23 protein-coding genes and 1 pseudogene are annotated in these 20,008 nt (G+C 40.3%); all 24 read right to left on the reverse strand.

Features of this window, described 5'->3' with window-relative positions:
- Positions 1-56: 56 nt before the first annotated feature.
- Positions 57-986, reverse strand: coding sequence for a thioredoxin-disulfide reductase (trxB, locus tag EQJ87_RS02430; protein ID WP_130123186.1), 930 nt, complete (start codon positions 984-986; stop codon positions 57-59).
- A 99-nt stretch (positions 987-1,085) separates the two neighbouring features.
- Positions 1,086-1,313 carry a DUF4059 family protein gene (locus EQJ87_RS02435; protein WP_190289023.1) on the reverse strand — a complete coding sequence of 76 codons (228 nt, stop codon included), beginning with the start codon at positions 1,311-1,313 and terminating at the stop codon, positions 1,086-1,088.
- Positions 1,288-2,066 (reverse strand): annotated as a pseudogene (locus tag EQJ87_RS02440) (amino acid ABC transporter ATP-binding protein). Before EQJ87_RS02440 ends, EQJ87_RS02435 begins: the two are co-directional and overlap by 26 nt.
- 11 nt (positions 2,067-2,077) lie before the next feature.
- A complete protein-coding gene (locus EQJ87_RS02445) occupies positions 2,078-2,965 on the reverse strand; it encodes an amino acid ABC transporter permease (protein WP_130123187.1) in 888 nt (295 codons plus the stop codon).
- A 235-nt stretch (positions 2,966-3,200) separates the two neighbouring features.
- Positions 3,201-4,046: an amino acid ABC transporter substrate-binding protein gene (locus EQJ87_RS02450; protein WP_130123188.1), complete on the reverse strand. Its 846-nt coding sequence runs from the start codon at positions 4,044-4,046 to the stop codon at positions 3,201-3,203.
- 130 nt (positions 4,047-4,176) lie between these two features.
- Positions 4,177-4,743, reverse strand: coding sequence for a C40 family peptidase (locus tag EQJ87_RS02455; protein WP_130123189.1), 567 nt, complete (start codon positions 4,741-4,743; stop codon positions 4,177-4,179).
- A 127-nt stretch (positions 4,744-4,870) separates the two neighbouring features.
- A complete protein-coding gene (locus EQJ87_RS02460) occupies positions 4,871-6,538 on the reverse strand; it encodes a formate--tetrahydrofolate ligase (protein ID WP_130123190.1) in 1,668 nt (555 codons plus the stop codon).
- Between the two features lie 128 nt (positions 6,539-6,666).
- Entirely contained in the window at positions 6,667-7,116 is a 450-nt protein-coding gene (locus EQJ87_RS02465; RefSeq protein WP_130123191.1) for an ASCH domain-containing protein, read from the reverse strand.
- 108 nt (positions 7,117-7,224) lie between these two features.
- Positions 7,225-7,929 (reverse strand): purine-nucleoside phosphorylase, encoded by a 705-nt coding sequence (deoD, locus tag EQJ87_RS02470; RefSeq protein WP_130123192.1) that lies wholly within the window; start codon positions 7,927-7,929, stop codon positions 7,225-7,227.
- Between the two features lie 57 nt (positions 7,930-7,986).
- Positions 7,987-8,208 (reverse strand): DUF6440 family protein, encoded by a 222-nt coding sequence (locus EQJ87_RS02475; RefSeq protein ID WP_223804486.1) that lies wholly within the window; start codon positions 8,206-8,208, stop codon positions 7,987-7,989.
- Between the two features lie 92 nt (positions 8,209-8,300).
- Entirely contained in the window at positions 8,301-9,536 is a 1,236-nt protein-coding gene (locus EQJ87_RS02480; protein ID WP_130123193.1) for a phosphopentomutase, read from the reverse strand.
- A gap of 120 nt (positions 9,537-9,656) precedes the next feature.
- Positions 9,657-10,412 carry a MurR/RpiR family transcriptional regulator gene (locus tag EQJ87_RS02485; protein ID WP_130123194.1) on the reverse strand — a complete coding sequence of 252 codons (756 nt, stop codon included), beginning with the start codon at positions 10,410-10,412 and terminating at the stop codon, positions 9,657-9,659.
- A 133-nt stretch (positions 10,413-10,545) separates the two neighbouring features.
- Complete coding sequence (locus EQJ87_RS02490; RefSeq protein ID WP_130123195.1) at positions 10,546-11,265, reverse strand: DUF4811 domain-containing protein; 720 nt, start codon at positions 11,263-11,265, stop codon at positions 10,546-10,548.
- Positions 11,265-12,812 (reverse strand): MDR family MFS transporter, encoded by a 1,548-nt coding sequence (locus EQJ87_RS02495; RefSeq protein WP_130123196.1) that lies wholly within the window; start codon positions 12,810-12,812, stop codon positions 11,265-11,267. Before EQJ87_RS02495 ends, EQJ87_RS02490 begins: the two co-directional genes overlap by 1 nt.
- Complete coding sequence (locus EQJ87_RS02500; protein ID WP_130123197.1) at positions 12,805-13,257, reverse strand: MarR family winged helix-turn-helix transcriptional regulator; 453 nt, start codon at positions 13,255-13,257, stop codon at positions 12,805-12,807. Before EQJ87_RS02500 ends, EQJ87_RS02495 begins: the two co-directional genes overlap by 8 nt.
- A gap of 259 nt (positions 13,258-13,516) precedes the next feature.
- Entirely contained in the window at positions 13,517-13,699 is a 183-nt protein-coding gene (locus tag EQJ87_RS02505; protein WP_130123198.1) for a MarR family transcriptional regulator, read from the reverse strand.
- Between the two features lie 19 nt (positions 13,700-13,718).
- Complete coding sequence (gene arr / locus EQJ87_RS02510) at positions 13,719-14,120, reverse strand: NAD(+)--rifampin ADP-ribosyltransferase (RefSeq protein WP_130123199.1); 402 nt, start codon at positions 14,118-14,120, stop codon at positions 13,719-13,721.
- Positions 14,121-14,533: 413 nt separating this feature from the next.
- Positions 14,534-14,713, reverse strand: a complete 180-nt coding sequence (locus EQJ87_RS02515; protein ID WP_130123200.1) for a hypothetical protein — start codon at positions 14,711-14,713, stop codon at positions 14,534-14,536.
- A 118-nt stretch (positions 14,714-14,831) separates the two neighbouring features.
- Positions 14,832-16,127 (reverse strand): LysM peptidoglycan-binding domain-containing protein, encoded by a 1,296-nt coding sequence (locus EQJ87_RS02520; protein WP_130123201.1) that lies wholly within the window; start codon positions 16,125-16,127, stop codon positions 14,832-14,834.
- Positions 16,124-16,474, reverse strand: coding sequence for a holin (locus EQJ87_RS02525; RefSeq protein WP_130123202.1), 351 nt, complete (start codon positions 16,472-16,474; stop codon positions 16,124-16,126). The genes EQJ87_RS02520 and EQJ87_RS02525 overlap by 4 nt, the downstream gene beginning before the upstream one ends.
- A 12-nt stretch (positions 16,475-16,486) precedes the next feature.
- The gene (locus tag EQJ87_RS02530; RefSeq protein WP_130123203.1) at positions 16,487-16,936 is read right to left on the reverse strand and encodes a hypothetical protein; all 450 of its coding nucleotides are present in this window, start codon (positions 16,934-16,936) and stop codon (positions 16,487-16,489) included.
- Between the two features lie 15 nt (positions 16,937-16,951).
- Complete coding sequence (locus tag EQJ87_RS11665) at positions 16,952-18,016, reverse strand: hypothetical protein (protein WP_130123204.1); 1,065 nt, start codon at positions 18,014-18,016, stop codon at positions 16,952-16,954.
- Positions 18,017-18,018: 2 nt separating this feature from the next.
- Positions 18,019-19,131 (reverse strand): siphovirus ReqiPepy6 Gp37-like family protein, encoded by a 1,113-nt coding sequence (locus EQJ87_RS02540; RefSeq protein WP_130122752.1) that lies wholly within the window; start codon positions 19,129-19,131, stop codon positions 18,019-18,021.
- 1 nt (position 19,132) lies between these two features.
- Entirely contained in the window at positions 19,133-20,008 is an 876-nt protein-coding gene (locus EQJ87_RS02545; protein ID WP_130122751.1) for a phage tail family protein, read from the reverse strand.

A 20,008-nucleotide genomic window follows, 5' to 3' on the forward strand; every position in this document is an offset into this window, starting at 1 on the left:
TCTAAAATACAAAAAAAGAATGGATAAATCCCATCCTTTTTATTCTTAGTAAAAATTTAGTTTTCTAATTCACTCACAAACTTATAGGCTTCTTGAGCAGCTTGGGCACCATCTCCCACAGCAGTAGTAATTTGGCGGAAATCTTTTTGGCGCACATCTCCGACAGCAAAAATACCAGGAATCTGAGTTCTCATGTGGTCATCAGTGATAATCCAGCCTGCTTCATCAGTAATGCCAAGGTTGTTTGCAAATTCAGCAACGGGATCAAGTCCGACGTAAATAAAGACACCACCAAAGGCTTTCTCAGTCACCTCATCTGTTTTGACGTTTTTATAAACCACTGTTTGAACTTTTTTGTCGTCACCTTTGATTTCAACTGGCACTGAATCCCAGATGAAACTGATTTTCTCATTTTTGAAGGCGCGTTGTTGGATAATTTCTTGGGCGCGCAATTGATCACGACGGTGCATGATTGTCACCGTTTTTCCAAAGCGAGTCAAATAATCTGCTTCTTCTACCGCAGAATCTCCCCCACCAATGACCAAAATATCTTGATTTCTAAAGAAAGCACCATCACAAACCGCACAATAAGAAACACCGCGCGCTCCGTACTCTTCTTCTCCAGCAATACCAAGTTTGCGATGATTTGCTCCTGTCGCAATAATCAGCGTTTTGGTTTCAAATTCATCATCTTCCGTGATGACTTTTTTAAAGTCACCATGATCTTCGATTGCTGTCACAAAGCCATAGGCATTTTCAACACCCAAACCTTCCAAAGGTTCAGCCATTTTCATTGATAATTCTGGCCCCATGATTGTTCCATAACCAGGGTAATTTTCAATCTCCGCTGTATTATTCATTTGACCGCCGGGAACGCCACGCTCCAAAAGGAGTGTTTTCATTTCTGAGCGCGCGGTATACATCGCAGCTGTCATCCCCGCAGGTCCTGAACCAATAATCAGGACATCATATCTTTTTTCTGTCATTTTATTTCCTTTTTCTAATCGTTAAAGTTTATAGCCTTATTTTACAATGTCAAATCAAAATTTTCCATTATTTAGCTTTGTTTTGACAAAGCCCTTTGCTTAAAGCCCGCGAATCCGCATAATAACCAGCACCCCTAAAACAGCAAAACTCAAAATAGGCACCGTCAAAATTGCTACTAAAATCAAGTCAAAAATATGATTCCGGCGTTCCGACCACGGTTTTTTAGTATTGCGTACCAGATAGGTGAAAGCATAAAGCCCACCAATAAACAAAACAAAGAGGGCTGAAATAAGCAGACCCTTAAGATAAAATTGCAGAATCATCATTTTTGTTCTTCACCTCTAAATTCTTGATGTGACGCGCTAAAAATTCTCGCGTTCGCGGATTCTTAGGGGCGTAAAATACTTCTTGGGGCTACCTGCTTCAATGATTTTTCCTTTTTCTAGAAAAAGAACTTTAGTGGCTACATTGAAAACAAAATCCATTTCATGACTCACAAGAACCATTGTTTGTTTATTTTTGGCAGCTTTCAAAATAACTTCTTGCACCTCGTCTACCAATTCGGGATCGAGTGCAGATGTGGGTTCGTCTAAGAGAAGCAAGGTCGGTTGCATCGCAAGCGCTCGAGCAATTCCAACCCGTTGTTTTTGACCCCCAGATAGATATTTCGGATAGTAATCTTTACGGTCAGTCAGGCCGACTTTGGCAAGTTCAATTTCGGCAAGTTCTTGGGCCTTGGCTTTGGGCATTTTTTTGACTTGAATCAAGCCCTCCATGACATTTTCAAGAGCTGTGCGTCGTTCAAAAAGGTTAAATTGCTGAAAAACCATCCCGGTCTTGCGGCGGAGATCAAGAATTTCTTGATTAGTCAAATGAGCAAAATCAACTTTCAAATCGTCAATTTCAATTTGTCCGCTGTCTGCTGTTTCCAAATTATTGAGCGCACGCAAAAATGTGGATTTCCCAGCGCCAGATGCGCCGATAAGCGCAACCACATCTCCTTCGTTGATTTCCAGATTGAGTTGGTCAAGCACTTTGATTCCTGAGAAAGTTTTGCTTAAATTTGTAATTTTTATCATAAGTGTCCTCCCTAGGCTTGATTAAATGGATTTCTGCTTAAAGAAATTTTTGCTCGATTTTTACGTTTATCTCCTGGCATTTTTATATCTAATTTACGTTCTAAAAGACGAATCAAGATTTCAAAAATGATACAAATTGGCCAGTAAACGAGCGCCAATGCCAAATAAGTTTCAAATTGACGGAAGGTTGAGCCACCAATAATTTGGGCCCGAGCAGTCATTTCAACCACACCTGCAACAAAGGCTAACGAGGTAGATTTTAACAGTCCAATTAAAGCATTTCCCAAGGGGGCTGTCGCCACTGTGGCAGCTTCAGGCAATGTCACACGCATAAAAACTTGAAAATTAGTCATCCCGAGGGATTTTGCAGCTTCAATCTGACCTCTATCCACAGATTGAATCGCTGCCCGAATGGTTTCTGAATTGTAGGCTCCTTCGTTGAGCGCAAAGGCAACGACCACAAAAAGCATGGCCGGAACAGTGTTAACATTAAAACTCGTGCCGTAATTCATATTGATTGCTTTTAAAATCAAGGGAATCCCAGTGTAAGACAGATATAATTGCACCAAAATCGGTGTACCGCGGATAAAACTGACAAAAAGCGCACGCAGTTGATTGAGAATTGGAATTTTATTGATACGCACTAGAGCCAAAAGCAAACCTAAAAATAGACCAAAAATCATGGCGATGATCGTCATCTGCAAGGAAGACGGAATCATTTTGATAATGGGCAAAAAGGCTCCGACAAAAGCTTTCCAGCTGAAAATTTTGGTGAAAACCAGTGTCCAAAAATCATGGAAATTATACTGACCTTTGACCACCAAAAATGGAATTGTAGGCAAAACAATGAGTGCCAGCAACAAGACAACTCCAAGGATAATTTTGTTATTTTTTTTCATCTTTACTACATTTCTATGCGGAAAACTCTGTCAACGACAATGACAGAGTTTGTTGATATTTTTTCTGAGCATCTCTTGTACTATTATACAAAAAATAACTCATTTTTTCTTCTATTTTTTACTAAAAGCGTCAGAAATTTTACTGACGAAATCATTTTGTAGTTTCGTCAGCATTTTCTCTATGCGATTTATAGCTTGCACAGTTTCGTCAGCATTTTCTCTGGACGGGACTGTTTTATTTGAACAGTTCTGCTTTTGGTACGAAGTCACCACCTAAATATTTTTTAGAAATCTTAGCTAAAGTCCCATCAGCTTGCAGCTTGGCCAGTTCTTTATTGACTGCTTTTTGTAACTTTTGACCCGCTTCATCTTTGGCAAATAAGAAGTATTCATAGCCATCGTGTTCTGGATCTCCCGTATTCATATCAATATCTTGAATTTTCAAATTCTCAAAACCTTGATCTTTGATGGCAGATTTCAGCGAAATTTTGTCATAAAGCATGAAGTCAATTTTTCCTGATTCCACTTGAGTAAAACGAGTATTGACTGATGTGCTGTCAGAAGAGTAGCTGACATTGATTTTTTTGTCTGGATTGGCTTTGTTCCAATCCAAAATTGATTTGGTGTAGTTTGATGCAGGGTTTCCGATGGTTGATTTACCAGCTAAATCTCCTAAAGTTTTGTAAGTTCCTGATTTTACAAGAACTGCATTATTTGATTTTGACAAAGGATAAGAAAAGTTGTATTTTTCAGCGCGTTCTTTTTGCCAACCAAAATCATTGGCACCCATTTGATAACGACCAGCGTCAATTCCTGGTGTGATTCCTGAGAAATCAGTCACTTGGAATTTCACTTTGTATTGGGGCAACTTTTTGAAAACAGCACGTGCCACTTCAATATCATAGCCCGTCACGTTGCCTTGACTATCTGAGTAAGTAAAAGGTTTCGTTGCTCCGTCCGTCGCAACTACGATAGGCGTTTGACTTTTTGAATCCTTTGAGCTTGAACTGGAGCAAGCAGCCAAAGTTCCTGCTGCGATAAGTGAAAGGGCGGCAAATGTGACCTTGAGTGATGTTCTCATAAAGTTCTCCTCTAAAAATTTTGATAAATCTATCTTAACACGGACTTAAATCATTTGCTATAAAAAAAACTTATGACCAAGAATAAATTCATTGAAGGAGAAAAAAATAGCCCGTAAGCTATTTCTTATCTTAATATTCTAAAGCAAAATCTGCTGGCATCTCACTCACACTGCTGATTTTGACTGATTCACCCGGCTGTGGTGCGTGGATGACTTGACCATTTCCGAGATAAATTCCCACATGGTCTCCTCCATAAAAAATAATTAAGTCGCCAACTTTGGCAGCACTGAGCGAAATTCTTTGACCACTATCAATTTGATTCCAAGTCGTTCGTCCAATTTCTTTACCAAGCGCTTCCCGATAGACATAGCTTGTAAAACCTGAACAATCAAAGCCTGCTGGAGTAGTCCCACCCCACACGTAAGGAACACCTAGATATTTTTTGGCTGTGCTTACCAACTTATCTGCTCGGTTTTGATTATTCGTCAGTAAATTCTCTTGGGAAATGGTGCTGACGGTTTTATCCATCGTTTCCGTCAAAGCCGTCAGCGAATCTGTCGCCTCAGATATTTTCGTCAGTGAATTAAGGGAACTTGTTTTTGACACATTTAAGACCGAATCCGCCTTAGCAGTCGGTGCAGGTAAGAAAGCAAAACTGGTCAGAATTGCCCCTGCAAAAATAAATTTTTTCAACATTGCTAGCTAGTATAACATTAAAAAAACCGCTCTACAAGCGGTTTTACAGACTTTTAATCTTTGGAAGATTTGTTACCAAAAAAATTTCCACTTAATCTGTTTGCAACTTCTACACTTAAAAACGTTTTCAGAATAAGCCCGAAATTTTGCCATCATTCGAAACGTCCATTTTCAGCGCAGCAGGTGCTTTAGGCAAGCCAGGCATCGTCATGATATCTCCCAAAAGTGCCACAATAAACCCAGCACCAATTTTAGGAATCAGCTCACGAACCGTTATTTCAAAACCTTCCGGAGCTGCCAGCAAACTGGCCTGATCTGAAAATGAATATTGAGTTTTAGCCATACAAACGGGTAAATTATCCCAGCCATTTTCGCTAATTTCTCGCAATTGACGCTTTGCTTTCACTGAAAAATTGACTTTGGAACCGCCATAAATTTCTGTCACAATTTTGTTAATTTTATCAGAAACACTTGTCTCCAACTCATAAAGATAACGGAAATCCGTTTTTTCTTGTAACATAGCAGATAGCTTTTTGGCCAAAGCCAAGCCACCTTCTCCGCCTTTAGCAAAGACTTGCGTCAGTGAAATCTCTACACCAAGCGCTTCCACAAGTGCAGTTAACGTTGAAATTTCAGCTTCTGTATCTGAGGCAAACTGATTGATAGCTACCACAACAGGCAAACCGAAGGCTTGCATATTTTCAATATGTCGTTTTAGATTAGCAAAACCAGTCTTAACTGCTTCAACATTTTCTGCAGTCAATTCTTTTTTGTCCACCCCACCATGCATTTTCAAAGCACGTAAAGTTGCAACGATGACGACCGCATCTGGCGTCTTGCCCAATTGCCGCGTTTTGATGTCCAAGAATTTCTCGCCGCCCAAGTCCGCACCAAAACCAGCTTCTGTAATTACAATATCCGCCAATTTAAGCGCTGTTTTAGTCGCCAGAACAGAATTACATCCATGGGCAATATTGGCGAAAGGCCCACCATGAATCAATGCTGGCGTTCCTTCAATCGTTTGAACCAGATTAGGTTTGAGCGCATCTTTCAACAGCATCGCAATTGCCCCCGCAACACCCAAATCGTCGATTGTTACAGGTTTTCTATCATAAGTTTGCGCAATGACAATTTTACCCAAACGTCCCTTCAAATCCTCAATTGAGGTTGCCAGACAAAGCACCGCCATGACTTCACTCGCCACAGTAATATCAAAACCATCCTCACGTGGAATACCATTCAAAGGCCCACCTAAACCAACCGTCACATGACGCAAAGCCCGATCATTCAAATCAAGCACGCGTTTCCACAAAATTCGCCGTGGATCAATCTGCAAAGGATTTCCTTGATGAAGCGAATTATCCAAAAAAGCCGCAATCGCATTATTGGCAGTGGTAATCGCGTGAATATCTCCTGTGAAATGAAGATTGATATCTTCCATAGGTAGTACTTGCGCATAACCGCCACCAGCAGCACCACCCTTGATTCCCATGACAGGTCCAAGTGATGGCTCACGCAAGGCTACCATGACGCTTCCCCCTTGCCGCGCAAAAGCATCCGCTAAGCCAACCGTCACCGTTGATTTTCCCTCACCTGCAGGAGTCGGGTTGATTGATGTCACCAAAACAAGCTTACCTTCTGCTTTTTTATCAAATTTTTCTAAGACCTCTAAAGGAATTTTAGCTTTATACTTACCAAAAAGTTCGATGTCGTCAAAAGTCAAACCAATTTTTTCAGCAATTGTTGTAATAGGGCAAATGGCTGTTTCTTGGGCAATTTCAATATCTGATTTCATAATTCTCCTCAGTCTCCTCTAAGAATGATAATTTTAATATTATTCTAACAAAATTCTTCCTTATTTACGCAGCAAAACCTTCATTTTGAACTTTTGTAGAAAAATTGTTCGGAAATAAGCCAATTCATTTATTTTTTAGCATATAAAACTTTGAATTCTTCACAGACAACTTCCATTTCAGGATTAAAAAGCTTAAAACCTCCCCAAAATTCTTGATGCACTTGTCGCCAGTAGGCAAGACTTCTATCCCCTTCACCTTCTTTAAAAGCGTGCTGCTCAGTAACTTCAGTAAATTTTTTGATATAAACCTTTGAAGTTGTGATTGCAGCTCGTGGCTGTCCTTGACCATCCAATAAAATATCAAATTTTCCATCAACCGTTGGCAACGGCTCATCCGGCCCATAATCCAAAAGAGCGCTTGCCGTTGCTGTCTTTTTCCCTTGCAAAACTAAATCCAAAAGTTCATCCGCAAGCTCCGGTTCCGTGATTTCTGCATTTACTTCATTGCAAAAAGCCCAGGCCCAGCGAAAATTTTTCTCATCTAAGCCAGCTTCTTTGATAAAACCCTCATATTTCATCTTTCTTCCTCTAGTCTTTCTATTTTAAGAAAAAGGATCTGTCGCTATCAACAAGATCCCATTTTAAACCATTATTTTATTACGCCAATGGCGAAACCAATCTAAACCTTACTCCGCAATCAAAGTTTCTAAACCGACTTTCATCATATCTGTAAAGGTCAATTGACGTTCTTCAGATGTCGTAGACTCTCCTGTCAAGATATGATCAGAAATTGTCATGATTCCCAAAGTTTGCACTTTATATTTAGCACCAAGATAATAAAGACCCGCAGCTTCCATTTCGACAGCTTTAACGCCCAATTTTCCAACTTTAACCGCATCAGGACCGCCGTAGAACAAATCTGAGCTAAGGATGTTACCAACGTGAGTCGTAATTCCCAAATCTTTAGCGATATGATAAGCTTTATCCAGCAAATCAAAATCAGCAATTTGCGGGAAATCAAAATCAGGGAAATCATGACGAACAATCGCCGAAGTCGTAGCCGCTGCTTGACCGATTACAAGGTCGCGAATATGAACATCTTCATTTACAGAACCCGCAGTTCCGACACGAATCAATTTTTTCACACCATATTCAGTAATCAATTCATTAGCATAAATTGAAATTGATGGAATCCCCATCCCAGTTCCCATGACAGAAACACGATGTCCCTTGTAAGTCCCTGTAAAACCAAGCATTCCACGCACTTGGTTAAATTGGACAGCATCCTCAAGGAAGTTTTCAGCGATAAATTTAGCACGGAGTGGATCTCCTGGCAAGAGAATTTTGTCTGCGATTTCGCCTTTTTGAGCTTCAATATGTGGTGTTGGCATTTTTAAATTTCCTTTTCTTTTCACTTTTTAATCACTAACAAATCTGTCAGCGTTTTTTTAACGATAGTTTTGATGAATCTTGGGCTTTCCTTCACGATCTAAGAGAACGGATAAACCACCGCCCCCGCCACTTCCAGCACAGAACAGATACTCAATACCCGTTTCTTTATCCACGATAACTGCCATCCCTGACAATCCTCCTGAAATCTTTTCAAAACGTTGTTTAACATCATTTTTATCCATAATGTATCCTTTCTTACCGAAAATCAAGGCAGGCATCTGTTCATCTCGGTAGCCGCAAAGGCAGCTAAGCCCATTGAATAGAGGACTTTTTCTTTTAGTGATTCCTCTTCAAACATGTTTTTGATTTATTAAACCAAGGCATCCAAGAAAGAATCACCCGTTTGTGCCTTATCAACCCCGAAATTCTCAGCAATTGTAGCCGAAATATCTGCGAAATGTCCAACAGGCAAAACTTTTGGTTCTTTCAAAGCTTTAGAAAAAATAACAAGTGGAATATACTCACGTGTGTGATCTGTTCCAACATATGATGGATCGTTTCCATGGTCAGCAGTAATCATCAACAAGTCATCTTCTTGCATCAAATCAATGATTTCAGGCAAGCGTCCATCAAAATCTTCAATTGCTTTTCCATAACCTTCAACATCACGACGATGACCATATTTTGCATCAAAATCAACTAAATTTGTAAAAGAGAATCCTTCAGTAAATTCTGGCTTAGCCATCGCTTTGAGCAATCGATCTACACCATCCATGTCATTGTGGTTGTGGCCCATATCATATTTCACACCCACTGTATTGAAAATATCAGAGATTTTCCCAACAGAATAAGTGTCGACACCCGCATTGTAAAGTTTCTCCAAAACCGTTTCAGCAAATGGTGATAAAGCGTAGTCACGACGTCCATCAGTCCGCTCGAAGTTCCCCGCTTCTCCGATATAAGGACGGGCAATAATCCGACCAATCATAATTCCAGAACCTTCCAGCGTAATTGAGCGCACATATTCACAAATCTTATAAAGCTCTTCACGCGAAATAACATCTTCATGAGCAGCAATTTGCAAAACCGGATCAGCCGAAGTATAGATAATCAGTTCTCCAGTTTGCAATTGGCGTGGACCAAAATCATCAATTACAGCCGTACCAGAGTATGGTTTGTTTGCTTCTCGAATAATTTTACGACCAGAAAATGCTTCAATTTTTTCCAATAAATCTTCAGGATAACCCTCAGGATAAGTTGGGAATGGAGTTTGAATATTCAAGCCCATAATTTCCCAGTGGCCTGTCATTGTATCTTTACCCTTCGAAATTTCTTCCAATTTTGTGACATAAGCAGCAGGTTGTTCCACTTTTGCTATCGTTTTGAGCGGATTTTCCCGCGGAATATTTCCCCAGCCCAATTTTTCTAAGTTGGGAACTTTAAGCCCACGAAGCTCCGAAATATGACCAATCGTATCTGAATTGACATCATTGATTGCTTCATGTGTTTCCACATCATGATTGAAAAATTTATCTGCATCAGGTGCAGCACCAATGCCGACAGAGTCCATAACAACGAGATGAACACGATTAAACTTTTTAGACATTATTATCTCCAATTTCTAAAATTATACTAACTAACAACATTAACTTACTCTATTATACAAAAACTCTTACAAAAAAGCTTTTCATATCCCCGCAAACACAACCGAAAACTTTTACAAAGCTCAGTCACTGATTGTCCCTTTTTCCTCAAAAATTGCATACAAATCAAGTAAAATCCGACAAACTAATTCCAAAGTCATTCGACTTGCCGCATCTCCAAGAAGGGCCGATTTTTCCAACTTTGACTTATAAGCAAGCAATAACAAGTCGCTCAACTGCGCAAGTTCACTTTGATAATTACAAGTAATCGTCAACACCCTTGCCCCTTGTTTTTGTGCTTTCTTTACTGCAGCAATCAAACGAGCAGTATTGCCTGACGAACTCAATGCAATTACCATATCATCCGCCGTCAACTTGTCCGCATAGTCCATCATACTATCATAATAGCGACTCACCGCATTTTTCCCCAGTGACTGCAAACGATGCGTCAAATCATCTGCAACACCCGTGCTTGGTCCGCGTGCAATCACCATGATTGTCTTTGCTCGTGTCAAGTTAGCCAAAACAGCAGTTAGATCCTGCGCATCCAGCAGATTGATTGTCCGTGTAACCTCATCGATATTTTTATACACAAAAGCATTTGCTTCCTTAGACAGACCACGGACTTCCCCCCGCTTATCCGTCATATTTTCGCGCTTGAGTTGGTTTTTATAATCTGAAAAGCCTTCAAAACCACGTTTTTTTAGACTACGCACAATCGTTGCCGTACTCACGTGCCCTTCTTCTGCAATTTGAGTGATTGATGAACGTTGCACCTTAGATTTATTGTCTTCCAAAAAATTCCAAGCGTACATCTCCGCATCAGATAATTTTTCCATATTTCTCATTTCTCAATTTCTTCTCTTCCTATTATAACACACCTGAGATACGAGCTTTTGTCTAAACTATGTTTACTTTATATCATAAAAAAAAGCTCTCCTTCTTATTAAGAGAACCTTCCTTTTCATATATTCAGTTTTTTATACCCAGTAGCTGTTTGATTTGTTCTACTTGCATTTTTGCGTATGCTGTTGGGTCTGTTTTTTGAAGTTGGGCGAGCTCGGCTGCTTTTTCTGGATTTGCTTTGAGTTGAGCTTCCATTTGCTTTTGCATCGCTGGTGCTTCTTTGGCCAGTTTTTCGACTTGATCTTGGGTTAAGACAAGCCATGTGGCTTTAGGAACAGAGACAACGGAGTGTTGTTTAACCAATTCTTTATTTTCATCGCCAACGCTAAAGAGATTTTTGAAGAGGTCTGATTTCCACACGCGACGTGTTGTGGTCGTGGTTACAGTGGCTTTTTCGCTGTCTGTCAGCTTATAAGTGGCTGTTTTTTTGACTGCTTCAATGATATTTTTTTGGTCGGGTTTGAAGTTGGTGTCAGGTTTGGCTGAATTTTTATCATTTCGATAAATAAGGACGTAGTTGCCTGTGTTTTTACCGATTTCAGCTTTTATCATCATGCCGTAGGCAGCTGTTTTGTCACCTGCGGTGTAGATTTGGTGAGTTGTGCTGGTGGTAACTTCTTTCATGCCCCAATTATCTTTGATGTGAAAGAGGAGCATTCCAACGGATAGAATCAGGATGAAGAGTGAAGTTCCACCAATGATTTTGCTTACTGGCTTGTTTTTGATAAACATCAACCCGTAGAAAGTTAAGATTGTAAAGACAATAATCAGGATAAAGATTAACATTATTTTACCTCTCCTTCTGCTGCTAAGGCGTCTTCTTCATGAATCCCGCTGACAACTTTTCCACGACGCAAGAAGAATGCTACGAAAAGACCAACGACGGCAAAGGCAAGGCCAATCATGAATGAGGCGTGATAACCAGTCAACATTGCATTGATGGCTTTGTCAGCGTAGGCCATTGGGTTGCTGGTTTTTAGGGAAGTTGCTGGCATATGGTTTGTAATCACGTTTTGCGCGACAGAACTCAATAGGGCAACGACGACTGAGGAGGCGATTTGACGGGCAGTGCTGTTTGATGCTGTTCCTTGGGCCACGTCTTTGACAGGTAAAGCATTCATGGCTGAAGTCATTAAAGGCATCATTGCCATCGCGATACCAACGGTACGAAGTCCGTAGAGTAAAGTCACGAAGTGATTTGGTGTGCTTGTTGTCAAGAAAATGAAGGGAACTGTCCCAATACCTAAGATGATGAAACCGACGATGGTCAATGGTCTTGCTCCTAAGCGGTCGTAGGCTGCACCGGCTAGTGGCATTACAACCATCATCATCAATGCTCCTGGTAGGAGAGTCAAGCCTGAGTTAAAGGCTGAGAGTCCGTGAACTTCTTGGAGGTAGAGGGGAAGCATCATTTCTACACCCATCATGGCCATGGTCACAAGGGCTACGGCGATAGTAGTTAAGGTGAATTGTTTATTTTTAAAGACGCGAATATCCAAAAATGGATCCTTCATCGTCGTTTGACGCCAACAGAAGACTGTGATAATAATCAAGCCACCAATGATTGGGAGAATGACGTGAGCAAGATCGCTCCATCCGTCACTGGCAACATTGGTGAAGCCCCAAAGAAAGACTCCAAATCCTAGAATTGAAAGGATAAAACTGAGAAAATCAAGTTTCATTGGACGGTTGGGAATAACGTCATGCAAAACGAAGAGACCAACGAGAAAGACAAGGGCAACGACGAGCATTGGAATCAGGAAAACTGTACGCCAGCTTCCGCCAAAACTCATTCCAAATAAATGAAGTTTGTTAACAATCAACCAACCTGCAAAAGTTGGGCCGATGGCTGGAGCGACTCCGATAACGATTCCTCCAAGTCCCATGACCGCACCCATACGCTTGGGTTCAAACATATTGACGAGGGCAACTTGCATCAGGGGCATTGTAACCCCAACGGCGATGGCTTGAAGGATCCGACCTGAAAGGAAGACCCACCAGTTCGAAGTCGGTGCCATATAACACATTAACATTCCGACGATAAGTAGGCCATAGGCTGCTTCATAGAGCCAGCGAGTTGGAAATTTTGTAGCGAGGTAGGCTGAGATTGGTACCATTACGCCATTTGCGAGTAAGAACCATGTAGTAGCTCCTTGAGCAGTTGACATGGAAATATCAAAATCTTTCATCAGGGTTGGTATCATCGTCCCAATGGCTGTTTGCATGAGCATGGCGCCAAAGGTTCCAACTAAAATCAACAGCAACATTCCGTTACGGCTAAAATGTTTGCCATGGATGTCTAAATGATAGTCTTTTTCTTCTGTATCAGACATTTGTTTCTCCTTTTTCTTCTTGTTGTTTCATGAAAATATCCAAAAAGAGTTTGGCATTTTCAATAAAGCTTGTGGTGCGCTCTTCACCCATTTCTTCAAACACGCGAGCCAGATTTGAGCAAGCTTGAGCTTGTACGGCTTGAGCTGTGGAGCGTCCTTTATCGGTAATGGCGACCAAGATTTTTCGACGGTCATTTCGTGAGATTTCTCGGGTAATCATTTTTTTATCTTCCAAATTGTTTAAAATCGTGGCGATACGGGCAGTGCTTGTATTGGTAAATTTGGCGATTTCACTAGGTACAATGGGTTTCCCAGCTTTTTTGTAGAGGTAATCCAAGACCAATTTTTCACCGTGTGAATAGGTATTGAAACGACGCATAAGCTCGGGTTTGCCATGATTTCTTAGGTTGACCAGAAATTCTCCTGCTGCTTTATTATAATCCATTTTCACTTCTCCCTAACGATAGTATTTATTAACGACATTAGCTATTATATTCCGTTCGCTTTCTTTTGTCAAGAATTTTTAATTTTTTTGGCGAAGCGTGCCTTATTTTGCTGACGTCAGTGTTTTTTTCTAGCGGGGGCAGAAGTGTTTTAGTTACGTCAGCATTTTCTCTGAGGTGAGTAGAACGATTGAGTTATGTCAGCATTTTCTCTGGTCATTTTGCTGACGAAAAAAGCCATCAGTAACTGACGGCTTCTTGTTATTTGGTGATTTCATAATAGCAACGTTTCGGCGAGTGGAGGCTGCCTTCTTTTTTGAGTTTGGCGATGAGTTTTGTAACTTCAGCTTTGTCAATTCCTGTAAGTGCTGCGACGGCTTTGGCGTCAAGCATTTCTGCGGAATTTTGAAATGTTTTTAGCACGAGTGCTTTATTTTCTTCCATAATAATCTCCTTATTTTTGTTAATTGAGAATTTCGCCCTTGTCTGAGCGCTTGAGCTTTTCCTGCCAGATTTTCAAAACTGCTGGATCTGGTCTTTTCCAATCTTTGATTTCGGCAACGATTTTCAAAGGGGCGCTGCTGCGGTAAGAGCGAGTGGGGTTGCCTTTGAATTTTTTATCCGTGACGTTAGGGTCATTTTCAAAAAGTCCTGTTGGTTCAATTTGATAAACACGCGCAGGATTTGTGCCACGCGCTAACTCTGCTGCCAATCCTGCTCCGTCAGCCAAGGCTGTGAAATAGACATGATTCATGATGATTTTTTCATCATAATTTGAAGAAAATCCTGCCCTCAACACATCGCCAACCTGCAAATCTGCTTTTGTCCCATGATAAAATGGGCCTTCATCTAAAATTTCTGTCATTTTCCACCTTCACTTTGCATCAAAAAATCCTGTCAGAACTGACAGGATGACTTTTTTACTGACGTCATTTTTTGAGCTGTCAAAATTACTGACGGAATGCTTTTGTCCCTTTTTTTAGAGAAAAATGAGTTTACGTCAGCATTTTCTCTGGAGAATTTCCCAGAAAACTTAGGCGTCAATGGTCGAATACCTATTCAACAGTAGAAAGTTGCATATAATCATCTAAAACACTTTAAAATAAAGGAATTAATTTGAGGTTATTTAGCATGAAAGTGGATAAAAAAATATACTTTTTTACACTTTCTGCCCCTTTTTTGCCCCTCATCAAAATATGGTTCTTGCTGGGCTCGAACCAGCGACCGAACGGTTAGATTTTTGAATGAAATGACAATAGTCTCGGAAATCTTAATTTGTTATTGTATCAAATCAACAACTTTATAGTAATCCTCTTCATTCTCAATTTCTTCATTTAATTTATTTGCAACTTTCTGTGCTTGTAGAACATTTTCGAAAGGACCAGCATTAACAACTTTCCCAAATTTATCTGTAACGACTATTTTTGAATTGTTTTTTGGATATTCGGATGAAAACATAATTTCTCTTTTCTATCTCAATGATTATTCATCATCATTATTTTTTTTAACATTATACTATCAGTATACCATAAAAAAAGCAAGTAAAAAACCGCCCATGTTGGTGGACGGTAATCTTCTAATATTTAAGGGTTTGCCCAGCATAAATCAGGTTAGGGTTTGAAATTCCATTCACTGATACCAAGCTTTGAACACTTGTTCCCAGTTGTTGAGCAATGCTCGAAAGATTATCACCAGAACGTACGGTGTAAGTCCGCATTGTAGCCCCAGACTGACCGCCTATGAAGCGAATGACCTGACCTGTGTAAATCAAGCTTGGATTGCTTAGAGCGTTCTGACGTGCTAATTCTTGCCAGTTTGTCCCCCAGCTTGAAGCAATGCCACTCAAAGTATCGCCCGCTTGGACAACACGAGTTTGTGTAGCTGTGCTTGGTGTTGGTTGATTTGGTGCTGTTGAGGCATTCAAGGTTTCAACATCATGTACTGAAAGCCAGCTCATGATCCCGTCAAGCAAAACAGTATCGCCCTGTTTTTGAACAATCTTGTGCGGAAGCCCTTTGACCCACTGCGGAATAGCTTGACCCGTCGCATAGCTTTTAGCACTGAAGTTGACTTTAACCGTCATTCCCACTTCTACGCTGTTCCCCTTGACGTGATCGGCTTCTTTACCGTCAGAAATAGCTGGAGTAGTCGTATTAGGCTTAGATGGGTTGCCATTCTTATAGCCATTATCTGTGATTCCTGTTAAATCAACATTGCCATCCAGTCCGCCTGCAACATAAGTTGACGTGAACTGAAAAATACTAATTCCGTCTAAACTTGGGAAAAAGTTATAATTTGGGGTTGGTGTGACTGCATAATTGGGATATTCCGCAATCCAGAGGGAGTTAGGAAACGCTTTGATGATTTGCTTATAATTGACGTTTGCCAACGTATAAGGCTTGTAAGAGTAGTACATCGGAGTGTAGCCTGCAGCTTTCACACGTCGCATTCCGTATAGAATAGCATCAGTATTGGCTTGCTTATCCGGACTTGCCCCACTTTCATAGTCCAGTGCCACAATTGAGTCTTTTGGTGTTTGAATTTTAGGGAGGTAACGGTCAAGTGCTGCTTTAGCTACTTCTTTTGAACCGCCAACTTGATACCAAATGTAGGTATGGGCTCTTTTTCCTTGAGCAATCGTTGAGGCAACCTGTGTTGAATAGGTTGCTTGGTCAACAAAAACTCCTCCATAAGTTCCACCAATTTGAGCAATGGCAAATTTATCATGCGCATAGCCAAAATTCCCATAGTCCCCATTATACTTGGACCAGTCCACTCCTTGGTCACCGACTGCCGCAAAGACTGGTCTACTTGCTGCAACAACGAATAAAACTGCCAAACCAATGGCAGTTTTTTTAATGAGTTTTTTCATTCCTTTTCCTCCGTATTTTCCTTTTCGATGACATCAGTCTTGCCATTCTTAGATTTCAAGTAATTCACGAGTTCTTGAAACATTGGATTGATTTGACAAATGAGTTGGATCATTCGTGCGCCAAAGAACGCAAGCGACCCGCTGATAATCCAACCCACTTCATTTTCATAGGCCCTAGGCTTTGAGAAATGCCAGAACTCAAAAACAATCCAAAATAAAGCAATTGTTGTTAAATCAATAATGATTCTCTTTTTTAAAGGGGGGTCCATCTTTTCCCCATCTTTCAGCCAGGTCAGCCCCAGTATGATTAAGACTAACCCTGAAATTCCTAATAATTGATATTCCATAATCCCTGCTCTCTATGCCTTATCTGTGATAAAAAAACCAATCACATATCGAGATCCAGCCGTCAGAGCCAGCGGTGGAATAACACTTAATTTACCGCCACTGATTCGTGCTCGTCCTTGAAGTGGATTTAGATTATTGGTATCAAAAAAAGTAAGAGAGAAATCACTACCGCTTGCTAGTTCGGGGTGCCCTGAAAGGGTTAAAACTTCATAAAATGAACCAGCAGGGATATCCTTGGTAGGCTTTAGCCCATAAGCCTTTATTTCGATGTGGTCGCCAATTACCCTATATTGAGTTAATACACCAGAATCTGCACCCCACCCTGAAGAGAGAGCGACCCCAGTCCACGGAATATCACCTGTTTGTAATTTTATTAAATCATTATTTACCTTAGTGAAATTTTCATCAATTGCTGCACATCCATTATCCATTCCAGCAGTAATCTTTTTCAAATCTGTCATTTATTTTCTCCTTTTTTAAGCTTTATAGCCCTTCGTTATTTTTGCGCCCGACATTTCAAAGCAAAGCGTCTGTGGTTTGTCGATAATCACAAGCGTTTTGTCGTCAATGATGGTGATATCACCATCAATTTTAAAAGATGTTGGCATTTCGACATATGCCTTTTTCCTATCATAGCTTAGACTGACTGGCACATTGTAAAGTCGCTCCCTACCAAAAATTGGGCCTGTTCCCAAGCCATTGACCTCTGTTCCTAAAGCGTTCTTGTAGCTTGTAACTTTAACTTCTGGCTGATATTCTGAATCGTGTTCTAAAATGAACGTAAATCCAGTTGGAATATATTTTTCGGTTTTTTGTTTTAAATCCGTAAGTTCTGCGAGCAATTGTCCGCCTGGATCCACTGCTTCAATAATTGCCTTTACAGAAGTCACCCAACTTTGAAGATCAGTTTTGCTGGTGTCCATGAAATTTTCCATGTTCGTCAGCTCAACTTGCAAATCTGCTTTTACCGTCGCGAACCATTCTGAGAAGACGATTCCATTCGCCTCAAGCTGAGATTTGAATTGAGCTAAGAGGTCACCTGTTTTTAAAATACCATTTGGCCCATAATAGCCACAAACTTTCTCGTCAGCTCGCATATCCGTAATATTTGCATTAACAATCTTAGTCCCATTTCTTGGCACAAGTATTTTAGCAATTTGCAATTCAAAAATTGTTGATGTCCGAGTTACCGTCACATCTGCTTCTTTGTAAAGAAAGAGGGCTTCTCGTTGAGATTTATTGAATTGAATGACAATGCTGTCTGTCCGGTCTTGTAAAGTACTTGCAAGCGGAACAGTGACTTCTTCGTCTAAAGTATGAATATACGTGCGACCAAAAGCGCTAAAAGCTGCTCCGGCAGAAAATTTAACTCGCATTCCCAAGCTGCCTGATTCCGTAATTTGTAAAGCATTCCCATTACTTGCGTTAGGAACCACTCCGGGCTTAAATAGAATGGAAAAGAACTCCCCAAAGTCATCCGAACCATATTCCCTATCACCACCATGGTCATCCCAGGGAAATGATTTTTCATTTGTAGCCATTATTATTTCCTTCCTAAAAGTTTAAAAATTGTGGGTGTTTCTTTGTCGTATGTCAACTCTAAATATTCTCCTTTTTCGTTGTAAGTTTTTTTAGCTTGTGAAATAACCGCTGTTTTAGAGGCTCCATAACGTTTGCTGAGCAACTTCACTTTGTCACCGACAAAAAAATCACGACCAAATTTAATGAGTTTTGATTCTAAAATAAAATCACCATTTAGTGTGATGACCTCTTGCCTATCCGCTAGTGCCTGAGCACCCCGCTCTTTTAGCATATTATTATATGTCGCGGCAGGAATTGTAGTCGTGTCATTTTTGCTTTGCAGGTCGCGTGCATCCACGTAGGTTTCTTTTCTGCCCAAGCCTTTTAAATTCGGGTTGACGACAATTTTTGTACGAGCCGTACCCTCTCCTTCTCCTAAAGCATAAGCCACGGTTTTCTCATCAAAAGTTGTATGTTCAAACTCAACTTCACTCAAATTGTCGTAACCATCCGCATCGTCGGAAAATACAACCCACTTTGAAACATCCCTTCCTTTAAAAAACTGAATTTGATTGCTTACTTTTCCTTTTGAGCCAATCTCCCTAAAGCCAAAGTCATAAGTTTCACAAAGCTTCTCTACTTGCTCGTCAACTCCTCCGTAGGAATTTTGATAGTCGATTGAAGCCAAATTTAATCCATCTGCTGCAGCTAAAGCCAAGTATTCAATCTTTCTATCTGAGCCATTGTGAGAACCGTTGACGTCTGTATAATTTGCGGGATTTATCATTTCTTGATTGATGTGATCCCAAGCGATTAAAGCAGGACTTTTACTAGCAGTATATACCCTGTCAATAATTCGAGTGTCATATTTGCCAGCTAAAGATTTTCCGCAAACTTTTAATTGGTCATTTTTCCCTGAAACGTCGTCAACGTAATAGTAAATCCCTTCAAATTTAAAAACGCTCTCCGGACGAAAAATCGCATTATTTTCAAAACTGAACGGAATATCCAATTCAAACGTATTGCACTTACCGTAATTTTCATAAATAATCAAGGATTCAAAGCCATCAAAAATCTTAGCTTTTGCAAAATTAAAATCTCCTAACCATTGATAAGCAAGTAAAATTTTTTGCATCTTAAACTCCTATCACTTTTGGACTAATTCTCACAGTACCAAGCATATTTTCTGCTCCTGAATCGGCCTGCAATTGAAAAAAGTTATTTCCTTTATCCAATTGCAAGAAAATGCTATTTTCGTCCCAAAATTCAAGGTCATTTTCTTCTGTGCCGCCAGATTTAGTCAGTGTGATTTCTTTCTCCCCTCGAAGCGTGTTGATGGTGAGTAGCTCACCAGCGGAATATGCCTTTTCAAGTCTGAAATATTCGCCGGTGGTCACATTTAAAACCTTGGGATTAGTTACGCCGCTCAAAAAATTTAAAGTGATAATCATTCCCACTCGAACGTCTCCTTCGTTTGAAATGACTTGAATATTATTTTCAGAGTGAATTGCAAAAGTAAATGAACTCGTGATTCGCAAAGGAAAGGTAAGGTTTTTCTTTAACGAAGATAACATAATCAGCTTGTCTGCTTGATTTTTGTCAATCCAATAAGAATCAAGAGAGATGAAACGAATTGAATAGCTTTGAGTAAGGTTATTAGACGAGTTGTCCATTACCGGAGCTTGCTCGACTACAACATCAATTTGATAAACGTTCCCATTATCCGGGAAATAAGTTAACGTCCCGGATAATTTGGGATTATGAAGGCTGGCCAATTGCTTTCGCTTATTTTGTAAATCAACCGCACTGCTCGCAATAAATTCACCTTCGATTTCAAGCGTTCGATCATCAAGTTGCTGATTGACTAAAATAGAGCCGTCTAAACCGTATTGTTGTTGCTTGGTGATGATATTCTCAACCGCACCAAAACCTTTTTTTGATGTTACTAAAAAAGGAGGCTGTTGCCCAAAAACAACCTGACCTCCTTCTGAATTTTTATAGACAATTTGCAT

The organism is Lactococcus sp. S-13 (genome assembly GCF_004210295.1).
In the GTDB taxonomy this organism is placed as follows: domain Bacteria; phylum Bacillota; class Bacilli; order Lactobacillales; family Streptococcaceae; genus Lactococcus.

Excerpts from the sequence above, each read along its gene's own strand:
- EQJ87_RS02520 (WP_130123201.1), bottom strand. The coding sequence starts at position 16,127 with ATGAAAAAACTCATTAAAAAAACTGCCATTGGTTTGGCAGTTTTATTC.
- deoD (WP_130123192.1), bottom strand. The coding sequence starts at position 7,929 with ATGCCAACACCACATATTGAAGCTCAAAAAGGCGAAATCGCAGACAAA.
- EQJ87_RS02505 (WP_130123198.1), bottom strand. The coding sequence starts at position 13,699 with ATGGAAGAAAATAAAGCACTCGTGCTAAAAACATTTCAAAATTCCGCA.
- EQJ87_RS02530 (WP_130123203.1), bottom strand. The coding sequence starts at position 16,936 with ATGACAGATTTGAAAAAGATTACTGCTGGAATGGATAATGGATGTGCA.
- EQJ87_RS02500 (WP_130123197.1), bottom strand. The coding sequence starts at position 13,257 with ATGGATTATAATAAAGCAGCAGGAGAATTTCTGGTCAACCTAAGAAAT.
- arr (WP_130123199.1), bottom strand. The coding sequence starts at position 14,120 with ATGACAGAAATTTTAGATGAAGGCCCATTTTATCATGGGACAAAAGCA.
- EQJ87_RS02540 (WP_130122752.1), bottom strand. The coding sequence starts at position 19,131 with ATGCAAAAAATTTTACTTGCTTATCAATGGTTAGGAGATTTTAATTTT.
- EQJ87_RS11665 (WP_130123204.1), bottom strand. The coding sequence starts at position 18,016 with ATGGCTACAAATGAAAAATCATTTCCCTGGGATGACCATGGTGGTGAT.
- EQJ87_RS02495 (WP_130123196.1), bottom strand. The coding sequence starts at position 12,812 with ATGTCTGATACAGAAGAAAAAGACTATCATTTAGACATCCATGGCAAA.
- EQJ87_RS02435 (WP_190289023.1), bottom strand. The coding sequence starts at position 1,313 with ATGATGATTCTGCAATTTTATCTTAAGGGTCTGCTTATTTCAGCCCTC.
- EQJ87_RS02485 (WP_130123194.1), bottom strand. The coding sequence starts at position 10,412 with ATGGAAAAATTATCTGATGCGGAGATGTACGCTTGGAATTTTTTGGAA.
- EQJ87_RS02465 (WP_130123191.1), bottom strand. The coding sequence starts at position 7,116 with ATGAAATATGAGGGTTTTATCAAAGAAGCTGGCTTAGATGAGAAAAAT.
- EQJ87_RS02460 (WP_130123190.1), bottom strand. The coding sequence starts at position 6,538 with ATGAAATCAGATATTGAAATTGCCCAAGAAACAGCCATTTGCCCTATT.
- EQJ87_RS02515 (WP_130123200.1), bottom strand. The coding sequence starts at position 14,713 with ATGTTTTCATCCGAATATCCAAAAAACAATTCAAAAATAGTCGTTACA.
- EQJ87_RS02545 (WP_130122751.1), bottom strand. The coding sequence starts at position 20,008 with ATGCAAATTGTCTATAAAAATTCAGAAGGAGGTCAGGTTGTTTTTGGG.
- EQJ87_RS02475 (WP_223804486.1), bottom strand. The coding sequence starts at position 8,208 with ATGCCTGCCTTGATTTTCGGTAAGAAAGGATACATTATGGATAAAAAT.
- EQJ87_RS02455 (WP_130123189.1), bottom strand. The coding sequence starts at position 4,743 with ATGTTGAAAAAATTTATTTTTGCAGGGGCAATTCTGACCAGTTTTGCT.
- EQJ87_RS02480 (WP_130123193.1), bottom strand. The coding sequence starts at position 9,536 with ATGTCTAAAAAGTTTAATCGTGTTCATCTCGTTGTTATGGACTCTGTC.
- EQJ87_RS02445 (WP_130123187.1), bottom strand. The coding sequence starts at position 2,965 with ATGAAAAAAAATAACAAAATTATCCTTGGAGTTGTCTTGTTGCTGGCA.
- trxB (WP_130123186.1), bottom strand. The coding sequence starts at position 986 with ATGACAGAAAAAAGATATGATGTCCTGATTATTGGTTCAGGACCTGCG.
- EQJ87_RS02490 (WP_130123195.1), bottom strand. The coding sequence starts at position 11,265 with ATGTTAATCTTTATCCTGATTATTGTCTTTACAATCTTAACTTTCTAC.
- EQJ87_RS02525 (WP_130123202.1), bottom strand. The coding sequence starts at position 16,474 with ATGGAATATCAATTATTAGGAATTTCAGGGTTAGTCTTAATCATACTG.
- EQJ87_RS02450 (WP_130123188.1), bottom strand. The coding sequence starts at position 4,046 with ATGAGAACATCACTCAAGGTCACATTTGCCGCCCTTTCACTTATCGCA.